The sequence below is a fragment of the Methanothermobacter defluvii genome (assembly GCF_003385755.1).
Taxonomy (GTDB): Archaea; Methanobacteriota; Methanobacteria; order Methanobacteriales; family Methanothermobacteraceae; genus Methanothermobacter; species Methanothermobacter thermautotrophicus.
This window is the reverse complement of the sequence record NZ_QREL01000001.1, coordinates 679,126-696,328: the sequence shown is the minus strand read 5'-3', so window position 1 is coordinate 696,328 and position 17,203 is coordinate 679,126. Positions and strand designations below refer to the sequence as shown.

General features: G+C 48.6%; 16 protein-coding genes and 1 CRISPR repeat array (1 of these 17 cut by a window edge). Of the genes, 10 read left to right on the top strand and 6 right to left on the bottom strand.

Annotated elements, in window-relative coordinates; translation table 11 throughout:
- A CRISPR array of direct repeats spans positions 1–1,769; the repeat unit is 30 nt; unit sequence ATTTCAATCCCATTTTGGTCTGATTTTAAC; it reaches 1,848 nt to the left of the window's first position.
- A 688-nt stretch (positions 1,770–2,457) separates the two neighbouring features.
- Positions 2,458–2,664 carry a hypothetical protein gene (locus tag C7452_RS03815; RefSeq protein ID WP_048175398.1) on the top strand — a complete coding sequence of 69 codons (207 nt, stop codon included), beginning with the start codon at positions 2,458–2,460 and terminating at the stop codon, positions 2,662–2,664.
- Between the two features lie 71 nt (positions 2,665–2,735).
- On the opposite strand, the gene rpiA is transcribed toward C7452_RS03815, so the two are convergent.
- From rpiA to C7452_RS03800, 3 genes are read right to left on the bottom strand one after another with little or no spacing between them, the layout of a single operon-like run.
- Positions 2,736–3,404: a ribose-5-phosphate isomerase RpiA gene (gene rpiA, locus C7452_RS03810; protein ID WP_115892253.1), complete on the bottom strand. Its 669-nt coding sequence runs from the start codon at positions 3,402–3,404 to the stop codon at positions 2,736–2,738.
- 13 nt (positions 3,405–3,417) lie between these two features.
- Positions 3,418–3,861, bottom strand: a complete 444-nt coding sequence (locus tag C7452_RS03805) for a UPF0179 family protein (protein WP_048175400.1) — start codon at positions 3,859–3,861, stop codon at positions 3,418–3,420.
- The gene (locus tag C7452_RS03800) at positions 3,862–4,905 is read right to left on the bottom strand and encodes an NAD(P)-dependent glycerol-1-phosphate dehydrogenase (RefSeq protein WP_048175401.1); all 1,044 of its coding nucleotides are present in this window, start codon (positions 4,903–4,905) and stop codon (positions 3,862–3,864) included.
- Positions 4,906–5,037: 132 nt separating this feature from the next.
- Between C7452_RS03800 and proS the strand changes: the two genes are divergently transcribed.
- From proS to thiD, 4 genes are read left to right on the top strand one after another with little or no spacing between them, the layout of a single operon-like run.
- Positions 5,038–6,435: a proline--tRNA ligase gene (gene proS / locus C7452_RS03795; protein ID WP_048175402.1), complete on the top strand. Its 1,398-nt coding sequence runs from the start codon at positions 5,038–5,040 to the stop codon at positions 6,433–6,435.
- Between the two features lie 54 nt (positions 6,436–6,489).
- On the top strand, positions 6,490–7,191 hold the full coding sequence (locus C7452_RS03790) for a hypothetical protein (RefSeq protein ID WP_048175403.1): 702 nt from the start codon (positions 6,490–6,492) through the stop codon (positions 7,189–7,191).
- On the top strand, positions 7,188–7,859 hold the full coding sequence (gene cofC / locus C7452_RS03785) for a 2-phospho-L-lactate guanylyltransferase (protein ID WP_115892252.1): 672 nt from the start codon (positions 7,188–7,190) through the stop codon (positions 7,857–7,859). The genes C7452_RS03790 and cofC overlap by 4 nt, the downstream gene beginning before the upstream one ends.
- Positions 7,860–7,872: 13 nt before the next feature.
- Positions 7,873–8,634, top strand: a complete 762-nt coding sequence (gene thiD / locus C7452_RS03780; RefSeq protein ID WP_115892251.1) for a bifunctional hydroxymethylpyrimidine kinase/phosphomethylpyrimidine kinase — start codon at positions 7,873–7,875, stop codon at positions 8,632–8,634.
- Between the two features lie 279 nt (positions 8,635–8,913).
- Here the strand turns inward: thiD and C7452_RS03775 are convergent, their stop codons facing one another.
- Together C7452_RS03775 and C7452_RS03770 are read right to left on the bottom strand one after the other, a co-directional pair.
- Entirely contained in the window at positions 8,914–9,936 is a 1,023-nt protein-coding gene (locus C7452_RS03775) for an adenylosuccinate synthetase (RefSeq protein WP_010876254.1), read from the bottom strand.
- 198 nt (positions 9,937–10,134) lie between these two features.
- Positions 10,135–11,463, bottom strand: a complete 1,329-nt coding sequence (locus C7452_RS03770; RefSeq protein ID WP_115892250.1) for a YifB family Mg chelatase-like AAA ATPase — start codon at positions 11,461–11,463, stop codon at positions 10,135–10,137.
- 256 nt (positions 11,464–11,719) lie between these two features.
- Here C7452_RS03770 and C7452_RS03765 point away from each other — a divergent pair, with 256 nt between their 5' ends.
- On the top strand, positions 11,720–11,992 hold the full coding sequence (locus tag C7452_RS03765) for a hypothetical protein (protein WP_115892249.1): 273 nt from the start codon (positions 11,720–11,722) through the stop codon (positions 11,990–11,992).
- Positions 11,993–12,041: 49 nt separating this feature from the next.
- Here C7452_RS03765 and C7452_RS03760 read toward each other — a convergent pair whose 3' ends face one another.
- The gene (locus C7452_RS03760) at positions 12,042–12,497 is read right to left on the bottom strand and encodes a methylated-DNA--[protein]-cysteine S-methyltransferase (protein WP_245942864.1); all 456 of its coding nucleotides are present in this window, start codon (positions 12,495–12,497) and stop codon (positions 12,042–12,044) included.
- Between the two features lie 100 nt (positions 12,498–12,597).
- Here C7452_RS03760 and C7452_RS03755 point away from each other — a divergent pair, with 100 nt between their 5' ends.
- From C7452_RS03755 to C7452_RS03740, 4 genes are all read left to right on the top strand, one after another.
- Positions 12,598–14,847 carry a histidine kinase dimerization/phosphoacceptor domain -containing protein gene (locus C7452_RS03755; protein WP_115892248.1) on the top strand — a complete coding sequence of 750 codons (2,250 nt, stop codon included), beginning with the start codon at positions 12,598–12,600 and terminating at the stop codon, positions 14,845–14,847.
- Between the two features lie 10 nt (positions 14,848–14,857).
- Complete coding sequence (locus tag C7452_RS03750; RefSeq protein WP_245942815.1) at positions 14,858–15,787, top strand: magnesium transporter; 930 nt, start codon at positions 14,858–14,860, stop codon at positions 15,785–15,787.
- 39 nt (positions 15,788–15,826) lie between these two features.
- Positions 15,827–16,231 carry a hypothetical protein gene (locus C7452_RS03745; RefSeq protein ID WP_115892247.1) on the top strand — a complete coding sequence of 135 codons (405 nt, stop codon included), beginning with the start codon at positions 15,827–15,829 and terminating at the stop codon, positions 16,229–16,231.
- Positions 16,232–16,336: 105 nt separating this feature from the next.
- Positions 16,337–17,197 (top strand): sulfurtransferase, encoded by an 861-nt coding sequence (locus C7452_RS03740; RefSeq protein ID WP_115892246.1) that lies wholly within the window; start codon positions 16,337–16,339, stop codon positions 17,195–17,197.
- Positions 17,198–17,203: the final 6 nt, after the last annotated feature.

Genomic DNA, 17,203 nt, shown 5'->3' with positions numbered 1-17,203 from the left:
AAATAGCTTTATTTCAATCCCATTTTGGTCTGATTTTAACTCTATAGAAGGAAAAAAGGAAGGTGAGAGACGTGAAAATAATTTCAATCCCATTTTGGTCTGATTTTAACCTGGTTGTACTGGTACGGTATGCTGCGAATCCTTTTATTTCAATCCCATTTTGGTCTGATTTTAACCCCTTAAAGCTTTAATGCTTGACAGATTCTTTTCAGTAATTTCAATCCCATTTTGGTCTGATTTTAACAGTTAGCTGCAGTGGGTTCTGATTCTATAAATGATTATTTCAATCCCATTTTGGTCTGATTTTAACGACTTGACCTGGGACTGGGAGTTCGTGCCAGGATCTATTTCAATCCCATTTTGGTCTGATTTTAACATTCTATTGAATGACTTTGAACGGTGGTTAAATGATATTTCAATCCCATTTTGGTCTGATTTTAACAAAAATAAGAAGGTCAAAGTGTTCGTCTTAGATGAATTTCAATCCCATTTTGGTCTGATTTTAACTCTGTGGAACTTCGAATGAATGGAGTTCTACAGACAAGATTTCAATCCCATTTTGGTCTGATTTTAACCTGAAGTCCGCTCTGTTTCAAAACCTTCAGGTATTTCAATCCCATTTTGGTCTGATTTTAACCTCGTGGCCAAAATAAAAGGTCTATTTATAAGACCTGATTTCAATCCCATTTTGGTCTGATTTTAACTCGTCGCTACTGTGATAATTGTAAGTTGTTCAGAATAATTTCAATCCCATTTTGGTCTGATTTTAACAAAGAATGAAAAAGTACCTACGCCAATTAGGTACATTTCAATCCCATTTTGGTCTGATTTTAACAACAGGGTAATAGCCATAGCAAAGATGCTAGGGCTAATTTCAATCCCATTTTGGTCTGATTTTAACCATCTGGTCCATCGGAGATCTTGCAGACAACGAGACAGATTTCAATCCCATTTTGGTCTGATTTTAACGCAATTTAATGACTTCTGGCTGGGTAAGTGATAGTCAATTTCAATCCCATTTTGGTCTGATTTTAACTTACACCATACAGTCATCATCAACAAGTAGTGATGAATTTCAATCCCATTTTGGTCTGATTTTAACCGACGATGTAGCGATGATATCTGCAGCAGTCCCCAAGATTTCAATCCCATTTTGGTCTGATTTTAACGAGTATCTCCTCGCCCTGGTCAAGAGCCTCTTCGTGATTTCAATCCCATTTTGGTCTGATTTTAACACTGGGATAAACAGTGGGGAATCCAGATTGCACGTATAAGATTTCAATCCCATTTTGGTCTGATTTTAACTGTGATGTTCAACAGGGAGTACCAGAACGACCCCACATTTCAATCCCATTTTGGTCTGATTTTAACCCTGAGGTGGAAAAATGAGATTGAAAATTAGGAGGGATTTCAATCCCATTTTGGTCTGATTTTAACCCTTCACGTAGACTCCACGGATGTACTCTGTGAGGTTGCATTTCAATCCCATTTTGGTCTGATTTTAACTTGGCCCTCCTCATCCAGGGAGAATCCACGGAGATTTCAATCCCATTTTGGTCTGATTTTAACTACGCCATGAAACCCGAAAGGCTCAGAGCGATCTTCATTTCAATCCCATTTTGGTCTGATTTTAACCGGTACGGTCTGAGCAGGACAGAATACAACAGGATCAATTTCAATCCCATTTTGGTCTGATTTTAACCCGATTAGCTATCTTTTTTTTGAATTAGAGAATTTTTATTTCAATCCCATTTTGGTCTGATTTTAACATGGCGGATTTTTTCTTTATTTGGCCTCTATCGCTCTGAAATTTCTCCTTTCAGACATATAAATTTGTCGATCCCTGATAATGCACTCCATTTATATGGATAGACGACTTAACAGAAGGCCTTAAAATCCATGAATAAGAGATTTAAACTATTTAAAGTAATCTAAAAAGAATTTTAGCAAGATAAAAGATTTTTAAGTTGATATTAAAACCTCTAATCCTTAAAGAAGCTTAAAATAACATTAGGTTATTATAATAAGAGGCTGAAAAATGGCTCATAAACGACTCTACCAGAGGGCTCCGATTGAGCCTATAAATTATTTAATGAACTTAAATTGAATTTTAAGATTTTTTAGTGTGATAGGATATTAAAAATTAGTCTATGTACCTTTTATATTGTTTATTAGTAAACTGGTCATGTTATTCAACATAATAAGCTTTTAAATTTGTTTTTTGAGCGAACCTGATGAATTTAAATTGAAGGTCCATGGATGAGTCCCCCCAATCAGTAATACTATGTAAAGGCCTCACCACTTCATAACATCTACAAATTATGCCATTTCCCATAGACTTGAAGCGGCAAGTACTGAATAAGGAAACCAGAGAACACCCCTCTCCTTAATTCATGAAAAGAACATGATTTCAGACAAGCCAATAAATACATTAAAGATGGTGCAGAACACTAGAACATGAAGTGCGGATCTGACCTCAGGGATACACTTAAATCGGCGATCGGTGATTACCTCAGCATAACCCTCATAACCGGTAAAACATATTATGGTGAGGTCAAAAGGGTGGAAACAGATTACATTAGCCTTGAATTAAAATTAAGGGGTGGTAAAACCACCACCACTGTCATAATACCACTTGCACATATCGTGACCATAACCCTCTGATCACCTTAAAAACAGTGAAAGATATGGTAGTATCCACTGCCTTCCCACCACAGCCTTAAAACCAGTAAAGGTCACCTGAGAATCTTAAGACCCTCAGAGGTACCTGCTATAACCATATCCGCAATTCCAGCGAATATGCCGTTCTCAACAACACCCGGTATGTTATTCAGCCGGGACTCCATGGCTCCGGGATCATCAATAACACCAAAGGATGCGTCAAGGACAAAGTTACCATTATCAGTAACAACGGGACCGTCCTTGCCCTCAGAGGACCTTATATCCACTGAAGCCCCCATTGACTCGAGTTTGAGCTTCACAGGTCTGCAGGCTGCAGGTATGACCTCAACAGGTAGTGGGAAGGCACCCAGTCTTTCAACAAGCTTTGATTCGTCCACAATAACTATGAAACTCCCGGCGGATGAGTCAACTATCTTCTCAAGGGTGTGGGCAGCCCCACCACCCTTTATAAGGTTGAGGTCCGGGTCAACCTCATCTGCACCGTCAACAGCCACATCAACATCATGCTCAGCAAGACTTGTAACCTTTATTCCTGACTCCGCTGCAAGGAACATTGACTGGTAGGATGTAGGTACACCCATAACCTCCAGTCCCTCCTCCCTGACACGTCTTCCAAGCTCCTCTATGAAGTAATGGGTTGTTGAACCTGTTCCAAGACCTACAACATCCCCATCACCTATTTCGTCAACCGCCCTCAAAGCAGCCATCTTCTTGAGATTCATAAATACCTCCATCTCATTTTTTATCCAGAGGTCTTAAAAGGACCTTTCTCAGTTCATTCCCTGCAGGGCACTGTTTTCCAGGTTTTCCCAGATTTTTTACAATCCTGCACCTGTCACCCTCCATGACACCCTCCGGGAAGCAGAGGTCCCTCATACTGCACTCAACATCACAGTCAGGGAACTCAAAGGAGATCACTGAACCCTCAAAGGCCCTCTTGGAGTCTATGAGGGCCTCTATATTGGCCTTCTCAACATCAACTACGCGTACCCTCTCACCGAGGTGTATGGGGCACCTCTGGTACCTGTCCTTAACCTCATTGATGCGGTAGACTCTCCCCTCCTCAAGGGGTGCTATACATGTCGGCTGGAACCTGCAGTCTCTGCACTCCTCAGCCGGTCCGCAGAAGAGGAACGTTGACCCCTTCCTGGCAAGTTTTTCACCGATAAGAGTTATCAATCATATCACTTCCGTTATCTTTGCAAGCCTTTCGGCGGCTTCACGGGTTAAACCCCTGTCTCCAAGGATGGTGTAGCGTTCCTTCCGGATGGTGTGGGCCATCGTGAGGGCCTCAATGATGTACTCAGGATCTATACCAAGCTCAGCTGCAGTCGTGGGGGCGTTTATACGGGCAAGGGCGTCCCTTATGAACTGCCAGTCCCCACCATGGAGGTGCATCATCATTATGGTTCCCACACCGCACTGTTCACCGTGAAGGGCCGGTTTGGGTGCTATCATGTCAAGGGCGTGGCTGAACTTGTGCTCAGAGCCACTGGCGGGTCGGCTGCTCCCGGCTATACTTATGGCTATGCCGCTGCTTATGAGGGATTTGACTGCCAGCCTGGCGCTCTCCTCAAGGCCCTCCTTTATTGCGTCGGCAGACTTTATTATCATCTTGGCTGTCATCAGGGAAAGGGCCGCTGCAGATTCACTGTACCTCTCATTGAGGAGCCTGTGGGCAAGTTTCCAGTCCATTATGGCCGTGTAATTCGATATTATGTCGGCGCAGCCAGATGCCAGGAGCCTGAATGGTGCCCTGCTTATTATCTCGGTATCAGCTATTACACCTATTGGTGATGAAGCCTCAAGGGATGCTGTACCCTCGCCATTCCTTATGGATGCCCGTGGAGATGCTATGCCATCATGGGATGCTGCAGTCGGGACACTTATGAAATGGAGGCCCTCAAGGGTGGCGGACATCTTCGCAACATCTATGACCTTACCTCCCCCAACCCCAAGGACAACCGAAACGCCGTCAAGGCCATCCTGGACATTCCTCACAGATGCCATGGTGGCATCATCGACGGTTACCTGGTCAACCTCAAATCCCTCGGCCTGGAGGCTCTCAATGGCAGCCTCCCCTGCGATCTGAAGGGTCCTTGGTCCGGTTACAACCATGGCCCTGCCCTCAAATCTCAGGTCCCTGCATATCCTCCCTGTGTCCTCGATAACACCTGGCCCTGTGTATATCTCCCTTGGTAGCTGAATTTTCCTTGGATCCATGTTAACCCTCTAATGGAGTATATTTTAAGTAGGAGTAATAAAATAATTTTTGATTAGTGTTTATCTCCAGGGAAAAATATATTTTTGCAGAAACCTATCAAAAAAGAGCCTAACCGTTATCATGGTGAAAAAATGACAGAGTTCAGTGAATGGTTCCATAACATTTTAGAGGAAGCCGAAATTATCGATCAGAGGTACCCCGTTAAGGGCATGCACGTCTGGATGCCCCACGGATTCATGATAAGGAAGAATACCCTGAAAATCCTCAGGAGGATACTTGACAGGGACCATGAAGAGGTACTGTTCCCGCTTCTCGTACCGGAGGATGAACTGGCAAAGGAGGCCATACACGTAAAGGGATTCGAGGACGAGGTCTACTGGGTGACCCACGGTGGCCTCAGCCAGCTCCAGAGAAAACTTGCCCTGAGGCCCACAAGTGAAACCGTGATGTACCCCATGTTCGCCCTCTGGGTCAGGTCACACACGGACCTCCCCATGAGGTTCTACCAGGTGGTCAACACCTTCAGGTATGAAACAAAACACACGAGGCCCCTGATAAGGGTCCGTGAGATAACAACCTTCAAGGAGGCCCATACCATACATGCGACTGCCTCTGAAGCAGAGGAGCAGGTTGAAAGGGCCGTGGAGATCTATAAAGAATTCTTTGACTCCCTTGGGATCCCCTACCTGATAACCAGGAGACCGCCATGGGACAAATTCCCGGGGTCAGAGTACACTGTTGCCTTCGACACCCTCATGCCCGATGGTAAGACCCTCCAGATAGGAACCGTCCACAACCTCGGCCAGACCTTCGCGAGGACCTTCGAGATAAAATTTGAAACCCCTGATGGGGACCATGAATACGTCCACCAGACATGCTACGGACTATCCGACAGGGTCATAGCCTCGGTGATAGCCATCCACGGTGACGAATCCGGGCTCTGCCTCCCCCCTGAGGTGGCAGCCCACCAGGTGGTGATAGTGCCCATAATATTCAAGAAGGCCGCGGAGGAGGTTATGGAGGCCTGCAGGGATCTCAGATCCAGGCTTGAGGCGGCCGGCTTCAGGGTGCACCTTGATGACCGTGACATCAGGGCAGGAAGGAAGTACTATGAGTGGGAGATGCGCGGAGTACCTCTGAGGGTCGAGATCGGGCCAAGGGACCTTGAGAAGGGCGCGGCCGTGATATCGCGGAGGGATACAGGTGAGAAGGTAACCGCCGACCTCCAGGGCATTGAGGAAACCCTCAGGGAACTCATGGACGACATCCTGGAAAACCTCAGAACAGGGGCATGGGAGAGGATGGAGTCAGAGATCCGGGAGGCTGAGACCCTCGAGGAGGCCTCAAGGATAATAGATGAAAAGAGGGGTATCATATCATTCATGTGGTGCGGTGAAGAGGAATGCGGTATGGACGTTGAGGAGAAGGTCCGCGTGGACATCCTGGGAATACAGGAGGGAGGAAGCGGAACCTGCATAAACTGTGGCCGCGAGGCCCCCTACAGGGCTTACCTTGCCAGAACATATTAGAGGATGAATAAAATAATTCCGGGTCACGGTACATCATATGAGATGGGAGATTGAATGAAAGGAAGAATAATCCTGGTCATCGGAACAATATTCCTGTTCGCATTCCTCAGCGGACTTCTTGGGTACGTCACCATGGGCGGCCCCGACCTTGAAACAGCCTACCATGAGGGCAACGTGGAGATCACCCAGAAGAGCAGCGCCGGTGAGGTGCCCCACACCATTGAGGTTAAGAACCCCGGTCAGAGGCCGGTACGGGTTAAAACAGGGACCATCCTCAGATCTGAAACATCAGGAGACCTGGTGACAGCAGAAGACGCTGAGGTGGCACCGGAGTCATCTGCAGAGGTCCTCGCATACTCCCTGGAACCCGAGAGGAGGACCATGAAAGGTTTTGACCTTGAACCGGCAGGGACGGTACCTTCACTCATGCAGGATGTGATCTCATCATCAAACCCTGAAAACCCCCAGGAGGCCTTCAGGACACAGCTAATGATCTGGGTCCTTGCAAGGGGAGACGACCTCAACATATACCGGGGAGAGGTCTACGCCACGGTGAAGGGGAGGGATATGAGGTTCTACCAGCTCAGGGACAACATAACAGCTGTTAAATCTGAACTTGCATCAGAATATGGGCTCACAGAGGACCAGTTAAATGAGGTGAACCTCAACAGTTCACTTCTTAACAGGAGCCAGAGCCCATTCAAGATTTTCTCCATGCTCGAGGGCCTTAAAAACAGGTTTGGAGCGATACCATGAAGACATGCGCCATAATACCTGTCTCACGATTCACACATGCAAAGACCAGGCTCTCACCCACCCTTTCACCATCAGAGAGGGAGGGACTGCTGAAGGCCATGCTCATGGATGTATCGGGGGCCCTCGCCAGACACGTGGACAGGGTCCTGGTTATAAGTGCAGATGAGGATGTCCTGGAATACGCCTACAGCCTTGGACTTAAAATACTTGAGGAGGAGGGTGAGAGGGACCTCAACGGTGCCCTTGAACAGGCAATGGACTTCTGCGCCCCGGAATTTGACAGGGTGATCATAACCCCCTCAGACATACCACTGATAGGGAAAGCAGACGTCAGCAACCTCCTGGACCATGCATCCCGTTCAGATGTTGTTATAGCGCCGGCGAAGGGTGGCGGGACAAACACCCTCATATTAAGGCCCTCTGCAATGAGTCTCAGGTTCGGTGACTGCAGCTTCTTTGAACACATACGTGAGGCCAGGGAGCGGGGACTCAGCGTATCGGTGTATGACTCATTCTACCTATCCCTCGATGTAAACACTGCGGAGGACCTCGGTGAGATAATACTCCACGGTGAGGGGACCCACGCAAGGGAGTACCTCAGAAAACTCCGCTTCACAGTTAAACCCTCCCGGGGTTCGGACAGGCTGGAGGTTTCAAGGTCACCCTGAAGGAGGTGAAATCATGCTGGCACTCTCAATCGCAGGCTTCGACCCATCAGGAGGGGCGGGTATACTTGCAGATATAAAGACCTTCTCTGCCCTGGGGGTGTACGGTGCAGGCGTCATAACCGCCCTGACAGCCCAGAACGTGGGGAGGGTCTCCGGCATAATGCCGGTACCCCCCGGATTTGTGAAGGAACAGCTCGACCTTGTGATGGAGGACCTTCCAGTTGTTCATGCAAAGACAGGAATGCTCTACAGTGCAGAGATAGTCGAGGCCGTTGCAGAGAAGGTGCGTGAGTACGGTCTGAGGGTGATTGTTGACCCGGTCATGGTGGCTGCATCCGGGGGTGAACTCTCAGAGGGGAACTTTGTGAGGGCACTGAGGAGGCACCTCCTCCCTGAGGCCCTTATCGTGACACCCAATGTCGCTGAGGCGGAGAGGCTCTCAGATGTCCCCATAGGGACCGTGGATGATGCAATTAGGGCTGCCAGGGTCATAGGTGAACTCTGCGATGTCATAATCACGGGGGGCCACCTTGGCGGGAGGAGTGTGATCCAGATCGACGGTGATGTGGAGGTTCTTGAGGGGGAACTTCTTGATAGCCGGAACACCCATGGGAGTGGCTGCTCCTTCTCAGCTGCAACGGCAGCCTACCTTGAGAGGGGACTTGACCTGGGGGAGGCCCTGAGGATGGCCGACAGCTTTGTGAGGGAGGCCATAAGGCACGGGCACCACGGTACCCTCAATCAGTTCTGGATGCACAGCCGGTACCCTGACTAATCCATTAACTGAAAAAATTCTGATTTTATTCCGGCCTTACCGGATCATATCCTGATGAGTTTTTTTGTAGCTGTAAGAGTCAGATGTTTGAATTTGATTCATTGCATACAGCTTAACCCCTATGGTTTTGTAGCTGTAAGAGTCAGATGTTTGAATTTGATTCATTGCATACATCTTAACCAGTATGGTCTGCAGAATTGATAGTTTGATAAAAGGTTCACTGGGATCTGGAAAGCTTAAACAAAAACTTCAGTCAGTGGAATAAAAAAATTATATCGTCTAGAGGAGTTCATCCCGGAGGTCGATCGTATCCTCAAGTGATGGTCCCGTGGATATTATAGTAACCGGGACCCCTGTTGCGGATTCTATATCCTCAATGAAACGTTTAACCTCAGCGGAAAGGTCCGAATACTCCCTGACACGTTCACATTCAGGGTAAAGCCTGTCGACACAGGTTACAGCGATCTGCGTGGCTCCATTGATCATGCATGATTCACGGGCCATCTCCATGTCAAAGAGGCCTATCCTCCTCCTTCTACCTGTGACGGTACCGTACTCCTCAAGGCCCATCTCCTCAGCCTCCTCCTGGCTGATCTCGGTTGGGAATGGACCCTCACCCACCCTTGTGATGTAGGATTTGAAGACGGCTATGACCTCATCAACCCTTGTGGGTCCTATGCCGACATCTGCAGCCGCGGTGCTTGCAGTTGTGTCCTTACTCGTAACGTAGGGGTAGGTCCCGTAGTAGAGGGAGAGGCCGAAGCCCTGTGAGCCCTCAACAAATACGTCCTCGCCCTCATCGAGTGCCTCATTGACCTCAAGGGGGACGTCAGTCAGGAAGTCCCCAAGTTCCTCCACTTCACGGGCGAGCTTCGCAGTCCGCATCACGCGCTCAGCATTGGCCGGGCCGCATCCGGTCCCTGTGCTCCCTATCTTCTTTGAGAGGTAACTGGAGGACTGGTCCTGCTCCTTGTGCTTCCTCTCTATTATGGCGCACCTGTAGTCAACCCCTGTCCTGTCAGCTACGCTGTACTTTGAGAGGTACTCCATCTCATGGAGGAAGACCTCCGGGTCGACCAGGACCCCGGCCCCTATGAGGAGCCTTGCATCCTCATGGAAGAAGCCTGATGGGGTTAACCTGAGCCCGTACTTATCTCCCCTGAACTCAACGGAGTGGCCAGCGTTTGGCCCCACACCGGCCCTTGCGATTATTGATGGTTTGTCATTGTAACAGAGATATGTGATACATTTGCCTTTACCTTCGTCACCCCATCCTCCTCCAACTAAAACGGTGCATGTCATGGTGATTCTCCCTAAAATTTCTGCCTCTCATATATTAAGGGGTATCCAATAAAAGTTTTTCCCACCTCATGAATGGACTCAGCCACTTTTAATTATCCCTCTGAGTTTTCTAGCATTTGATGAAGAGGCCACATCTTCCTCCATGAATTCTCCGATGAAGAGGCCACATCTTCCTCCATGAATTCTCCGATGAAGAGGTCATGTCTTCTTCCTTATTATGCGATCAAATAGCATGGGAGTCAGTTTCCTCTGGAGCGCTATCAGTACGTGCTGCTGCAGTGCCTCCTCCATGGTCTGGACGGTTATCCTGTCCTCACCCTTCCTTATTCTCACTGCCTGGGCTATCTGGGCGAGGTCCCTTGCATGGGCGAAGGTTGGCTGCATACCCTCTCCCCCCTCACCTATGGGTCTGTATACGTGTGCAAACCTCTCAAGTACCTCAGGTTCATATTCCTCTCCCATTGATTCGAGGTTGCGCCTGAAGACCTCGACGATTTCCTCAACAGTCGGCTTTTCCAGCTGCACATGGAGTGGTGCCCTCCTCAGGTGGGCCTCATCCATTATGGTTATGTCAAGGTTTGTTGAGAATGCGGGTATGAAGTGGGTGTGGACGACTATGGGTGACCCCTTAACGTAGATCATGTCCTTCTTGTTCTCGAGGGGGACTATCAGACGGTTCAGGAGGGCGTTATGGTCCTCCTTCTGTCTCCCAAGGTCGTCGATGAGGAGCACTCCCCCGTTGGCCTTTATTATGGGTGATGTTTCGTAGACGCCCTTGTTGGGGTCGTATCTGCTCTCAAGTTTATCGCTGGTGAGTTCGGAACCTGTGAATACGAATGGTGCGTATATCTTAACCCATCTTGGGTCCTCTGGCTGTTCAGGGCACATCCTGTGGAAGTCAGGGTCATAGAACTGTATTACCTGTTCACTGAACTCAACGTATCTGGGGATGACCACCGGTGGCAGGAGATCCGACATCCTGCTTGTTATGAAGGTCTTACCTGTACCTGGGGGTCCATAGATGAAGAGCCCCTTGCCTCCTATGGCGCCCTCTATGAGGGTCCTCTTTGCACTCTCATTGCCGACCACATCCCTGAATGCCTTATCTATAACCTCCTGGGGGATCTTTATGGGGAACCTGCCCTCAAGCTGTCGTCCCATGATCTCAAAGTAGGAGTTATAGCTCACAGGGGCCATGCCGATGTAGGGGTTCTCCTTCATGAGTTTATCGGCCTGTTTCTGGCCCTGTTTCTTGATTGTGTAGGTTACGCTCGGGAAGAGGAATCCTCCACCTGTTGGTGCGCAGAGTTCATCCTTCTCCATGTCCTTGAGGCATTCCTCCAGTATGTCTACATGGAGCCCTGTTATCTCATGGATCCTGTTGACCTGTATGCTCCCATAGGTTGCTATGATCTTCAGAAGCAGATTTTTTATAAAGTTTGCAGATAGGTCTATCTCATCGAGTGTCTTTGGCTGTTTTAGCAGCTCAAAGAGGTCCTGCATTTTCTCATCATGATAGTAATCCATTCAACCACTCCTCACATAGAAATCTGTCTCTTGGATAATATAATAGGTTGGATAACTTAAGTTTTGGTCCCTATGGTCAGCGGGTGCAGGCGGAGGTGACTGCTGAAAATTAACTGCGTTAAACTTCCATATTACGAAGTTATCAGCTGCAAAGGTTCCCCGGAGGAGTGCTGTGGACCATGCAGTACCGCGCTACCCACTACGAAAAGGTATTTTAGGGACCTGTTAATATAAATAATTGTGCCAGGTGGTCCAGATGCCCAAAAGAAAGCTGAGAACCCGCATGGACCCTGAAAGGCCCGATACTATCAGAGGAAAAGAGCAAAATGTCAAAACCTCGGACCATGTACCATCCACAGGTAGAGAGGGTCTCAGCGCCCCTGAGTTCATTCTGATCCTCCTTTTCTCTCCACTTGCCGGTGTAATAGGGTTCCTTATCTGGCACGGTGAAAAACCAAGGAAGGCAAAACAATCCATAACCATAGCTGCCGTCATGTTCCTGTTCTACATGATAATCTTCCTGTTCTGACCAGGACACCAAGGACACCAGCAATACTCTCCATGATAATCTTTCCATTCTATTGGCCATCTAAAGAAACTCCTTCCATCTCAAGAAGCCTCTTTTTGAGTTTAATACCTCCCTGATAACCCCCGGCGTTCCCATCGCTTCTTATGACACGGTGACATGGTATTACAAGCGGGAATGGGTTTCTTGAAAGTGCGCCGGCAGCGCTGCGTGGACTCCCACCTGCCCTCGCTGCGACCTCAGAGTAGGTGAGGGTCGAGCCCCTGGGAATTGATGAGACCACATCAAGGACCCGCCGCTGATATTCTGTGCAGCCCCCAAAATCAAGGACTGATAAATCAAAGTCCACTTCACATCCATCCAGGAACATTCTAATTGAATCCAGGAGTTTTTTAATGGCCCCTGGAGGATAAGGGTCATTTGAATACTTCTTAACCCCCTCAAGAAAGATTATGGCAGTTACACCATCATCGCCCCATACAACACCGATATCTGTCAGAGGATGCATCAAGGTGTACATACACTTAAATGTTTCAGCTTCATGAATATATTAATGAAGGTGTTCATACACTCAAATTGTTTCATGAATTATTAAATGGGGAGTCATGATGGATAGGAACCTCAAGATATTCATAACGGTGATGTTAATTCTTTCAGTCATATCCCAGTTCCTGCCCTTTAAAAATGATGCTATCTCACTTATAAACGTCATAACAAACCTTGCAGCCTTCATGGGACTTTCATATGCCTGCATATACTCCAGGAAGGTTTACCCGCACCTTTACCTCACGTTGCTCCTTCTATCCGCTGCCCAGTTCTTTTCATTCCTCGGAGACTTCACCTGGTTCATACTTGAGAGCATACTGTCCCTGAATCCCTTCCCATCAGTTGCTGACCTGTTCTACCTCCTCTATTACCCCATCTTCGCGGCCGGCATATTCACAATACCCATCAGGAGATACTCTGATCTTAGATCCATCACAGACCTCCTGATAATCCTCGTGGCCTCTGCATCTGCCGCCTGGGTCTTCCTCTTTGAGCCCACGGTTTTTGCAGGAGGAGATTTCACAGAGGTCCTGGTATCAACACTGTATGTGCTGGGCGATCTCCTCATAGTCTTCATGATAATGGACCTCATAATAAACAAGCTGGGGCACCTCAGATCAAGGACCCTCCACGTGTTCCTTGCAAGCATAATCATCCTCCTTGCAGCAGATATATCCTTCACATACCAGAGCCTTACCGGAATTTATGCTGAAGGAACACCACAGGACCTCCTCTGGGCATTCAGTTACATTCTCCTCCTCATTGCAGTGAATGAATTCTTTAAGGAGGACTGGTCAAAGCCCTTATATGTTGAAAAAAAGGTCACAGCTGTCACATACACCCCGTATATCTTTATAATACTGTTCTATCTCTTAACGGCCTACAGCGTGATTAAGGGTGGTGCTGAAAAATCCGCCGTGCTCTTAGTGTCCCTTGGATTCATAATAGTCCTCTTCATCCTGAGGCAGCAACTTTCCCTGAAGGAAAACATGGCCCTCCTCAATGATGTTGAGAATGAAAGGAGAAGGGCTGAAAATTACCTGGAGGTGGCGGGGTCCCTCATAATGGTTCTCGATGAGAAAACCCGTGTGAAGCTCATAAATAGGAGGGGCCTTGAAATCCTTGAATGTGACGCAGGGGAAGTCGCAGGGAAAAACTGGTTCATGACCTTCGTACCCCCTGAAGACAGGGGATGGCGGGAAAAGTTATACACCGAAAAGATCAGCTCCGGGAGTAAGGGTTATCATCTGACCGGTGAGATACTAACATGTAATGGTAACAGAAAAACCGTCGCATGGCACGTTGTATTCCTCAGGGAGGATGGTGAATTCAGGGGCAGCATAATCTCAGGGGACGACATCACAGAACTCCAGAGAGCCACAAGGGCCCTCGAAATGAGTGAGATGAGGTACAGGGAGATATTTGAACTCGCCCCTAGCCCGATAATATCGGTTGGTGATGACCTGCTCATAAGGGACTGTAACAGGAGGGCCGAATCCGTTCTGGGCTACCAGAGAGGGGAGCTGATTGGAAGGAACCTGATGGACCTCATACACCCCGAGGATGCAGGAGAGGACTTTGAAGGGGAAAGAAGGCTCCTGAGATCAAATGGAGATGTCATATACGCAGATATAGGAGTCACCCAGGTTGGGGATGAACGTATAATCATAATCGAGGACCAGACAGAGATACGCAGGTCCCTCCAGGAGAAGGAACTCCTCCTGAGGGAGATACACCACCGGGTCAAGAACAACCTCCAGATAATATCGAGCTTGCTGAGCATACAGGAGCGTCAGCTGGAGTCAGAGGAACTTTCAGAGGTCCTGAGAGAGAGCCGTGAGCGTATAAGGTCCATAGCCCTTGTCCATGAGCACCTCTACAGATCAACAGACCTCAGAACAATAAGGATCAGGGATTACCTCAACAACATCCTCTCAAAGCTGAGCCAGGGACAGACCCATGGGAAGGATGTGAGGATCAGCTCCAGCATAGAGGACCTTGAATTCAACCTTGAGACAAGTCTCCCCATTGGTCTCATGGTCAATGAACTTGTGAGTAACTCCCTCAAGCACTCAGGGGCAGATAACATAACCGTTGAGCTCAGATCCCTCAACGGGACCCTTGAACTTACCGTGAAGGATGATGGGATAGGCCTTGAATCACCGAAGGTCCTGGAGAAATCCGGAAGCATGGGCTGGTACCTTATACGGGCCCTGACAGACCAGCTTGATGGTGAACTGAAAATAGAAACAGAGGATGGCCTATCTGTAAGTTTAAGGTTCAGGGAACTTGGATACAGAGAAAGGTACTGAGGGGATGGTTATGGAGTTCCGGATAACAGAGCGAGTACCGACTGCATCGCCTGGAATGTCCAGCCAGGATGCCCTCGAGATGATAAGAAGGAAGATGGGCGAATATGACAGCATAGACTATGTTTACATCCTTGACAGTGATACTCTGGCCGGTGTCGTATCAATCCGTGAGATCCTATCCCACCATGAAATCCTCGGGGACTTCATGCACCGCGACATAATATGCTTCACCCCCGAAGATGAGCCATTTGATATACCCTACCTGGCACTTTCACATGGAATTAAGGCCATTCCGGTTGTTGACAGTGGGGGCAGATTCAGGGGTGTTGTGCCCTATGATGAAATCATAAGGATACTGAAGGTTGAGGCTGACAGGAACATGCTGCACTTTGGTGGTGTCTTCCACCGCGTGGTTGATGAGAAGAGAAGCCCCGGGTCCATGGTGAAGTCAAGGGTTCCCTGGCTCATCATAGGGGTGGTGGGTGGTACCGTTACCGCCTCAATGATAGGCAGATTTGAGGACCTGCTCTCAGGGTTCATAGCCCTGGCATCATTCATACCCGTGATGGTCTACATGAGCGACGCCGTGGGGACCCAGTCGGAGGCCCTCATAATAAGGAAGATAGCTGTTGATCCATCAATGAATCACCTCAAGTACATAAAGGGAGAGGTCCTGGTCGCAGCTGCAATAGGCGCCCTATCCTCTGCCTTCGCCGGGCTGATGGCCGGGGTCACCCGCATGAACCCTTTACTTGGACTGATAGTCTTTGTATCCATGTTCTTCAGCATAATAGCAGCGGTTTTAATATCCACGGTCTCACCCCTCCTCTTCAGGAGGATAGGCTATGACCCTGCGGTTGCAACCGGACCCCTGGCAACCATACTCAGTGACTTCACAACCACGCTGATATACCTTACCGTCGCCTCGTCACTCCTTTGAAGACCCATGATTTCATATTTAATGTAAGGAGACAGACACATGGATCCTGAAGAGAAAATTGAGGAACTTGAGAACCAGATAGCTGAAAGGGACAGGAAGATCAGGGAACTTGAACTCAAGCTCGCCGATTGCATGGGACGGGTCGATGAGATCAGATCCGAAAAATCCGGGCTGCAGGAGGAGGTTAACAGACTGCAGGTTATGAGACTTGACCTCAAGCTAAGGGACTTCCAGGAACTGGAGGATGAAAATAACCGCCTGAAGCACCGCATAGAGATAACCAAGGACCTCCTCGATGAGGCAAGGGAGAGGCTCGAGATACTTGAGGGTGTGGTGGAGGGGTTCCTGAACCAGAGCCTGCCTGAAAGGATCACAGGAAAGAAACCCGATGCCCTCATACACTACAGAGAAAGGTTCAGGGATAGCAGGTTCAACAATTTATAACATTTTCAACCGATCTCTTTAATTATTTCTTATTTTCATGCTTCCATCGAAAAATGTATATCTATCGATGACATACTTATTACATAATATGTTAGGAGTGATTCCATGGAACCATATGGTAAGGGGGACGGCCGTGTCAGGTGGGTGACGCCTGCATGGCTGATGGAGAATATGGAGGATGTTGCCATAATAGACTGTCAGCCAAACATCCACGACTACATACTTGAACACATACCCGGAGCAGTTTACCTCAACGAGGGCCTCTTCAGGGAGCCCCGTGGGAAGGCGCCTGCGATGTACATCCCTGAGGGAGCAGTCGAGCTGATATTCCAGCAGGCAGGGATCGAAAACAGGCCCACCGTTGTATACACAGGTACCGGCGGAGTCAAGGGCTGGGGTGATGGTCTCGAGCAGACCATGGTGGCCTACACCCTTGCAAGGTTTGGCCATGAGAACATCCTCGTACTCAATGGCGGACTCGCAGAGTGGAAGAGGGCCGGTGGAGAATTAACAAAGGTATTCCCTGAGGTTGAGGAATCCGGTTTCTCTGCTGTGACAAAGGAGGACTTCTATATAGAGTACCCTGAATTCAAAAGGATAAAGGACGATGAAGACGTTCTGCTCCTCGATGCAAGACCGGCCGAGGTCTATGAGGGGCAGGGCCCCTGGATAAAACCCGGGCACATACCGGGCGCAGTTAACCTCCCCTGGGCTGACCTCATGGACCCGGAAAACAAGACCCTGCTGAAGCCAGAGGATGAGATACTTGAACTCGTAAATTCAGTGGGTGCAACACCCGACAGAAAGATAATCTGCAGCTGCGGCACCGGCAGGGAGGCGACGAACGAGTTCCTCCTCTTCAAGTGGTACCTTGGGTACCCTGATGTCAGGATATATGAGGGATCATTCACCGAGTGGACCCAGGTGGAGGACAACCCCACAGTCACGGGTCCTGACCCACGCTGATGAACC

Excerpts from the sequence above, each read along its gene's own strand:
- C7452_RS03765 (WP_115892249.1), top strand. The coding sequence starts at position 11,720 with ATGCCCAAAAGAAAGCTGAGAACCCGCATGGACCCTGAAAGGCCCGAT.
- C7452_RS03740 (WP_115892246.1), top strand. The coding sequence starts at position 16,337 with ATGGAACCATATGGTAAGGGGGACGGCCGTGTCAGGTGGGTGACGCCT.
- C7452_RS03815 (WP_048175398.1), top strand. The coding sequence starts at position 2,458 with ATGAAGTGCGGATCTGACCTCAGGGATACACTTAAATCGGCGATCGGT.
- rpiA (WP_115892253.1), bottom strand. The coding sequence starts at position 3,404 with ATGAATCTCAAGAAGATGGCTGCTTTGAGGGCGGTTGACGAAATAGGT.
- C7452_RS03800 (WP_048175401.1), bottom strand. The coding sequence starts at position 4,905 with ATGGATCCAAGGAAAATTCAGCTACCAAGGGAGATATACACAGGGCCA.
- cofC (WP_115892252.1), top strand. The coding sequence starts at position 7,188 with ATGAAGACATGCGCCATAATACCTGTCTCACGATTCACACATGCAAAG.
- C7452_RS03775 (WP_010876254.1), bottom strand. The coding sequence starts at position 9,936 with ATGACATGCACCGTTTTAGTTGGAGGAGGATGGGGTGACGAAGGTAAA.
- C7452_RS03745 (WP_115892247.1), top strand. The coding sequence starts at position 15,827 with ATGGATCCTGAAGAGAAAATTGAGGAACTTGAGAACCAGATAGCTGAA.
- C7452_RS03770 (WP_115892250.1), bottom strand. The coding sequence starts at position 11,463 with ATGGATTACTATCATGATGAGAAAATGCAGGACCTCTTTGAGCTGCTA.
- C7452_RS03755 (WP_115892248.1), top strand. The coding sequence starts at position 12,598 with ATGGATAGGAACCTCAAGATATTCATAACGGTGATGTTAATTCTTTCA.
- C7452_RS03760 (WP_245942864.1), bottom strand. The coding sequence starts at position 12,497 with ATGCATCCTCTGACAGATATCGGTGTTGTATGGGGCGATGATGGTGTA.
- thiD (WP_115892251.1), top strand. The coding sequence starts at position 7,873 with ATGCTGGCACTCTCAATCGCAGGCTTCGACCCATCAGGAGGGGCGGGT.
- proS (WP_048175402.1), top strand. The coding sequence starts at position 5,038 with ATGACAGAGTTCAGTGAATGGTTCCATAACATTTTAGAGGAAGCCGAA.
- C7452_RS03790 (WP_048175403.1), top strand. The coding sequence starts at position 6,490 with ATGAAAGGAAGAATAATCCTGGTCATCGGAACAATATTCCTGTTCGCA.
- C7452_RS03750 (WP_245942815.1), top strand. The coding sequence starts at position 14,858 with ATGGAGTTCCGGATAACAGAGCGAGTACCGACTGCATCGCCTGGAATG.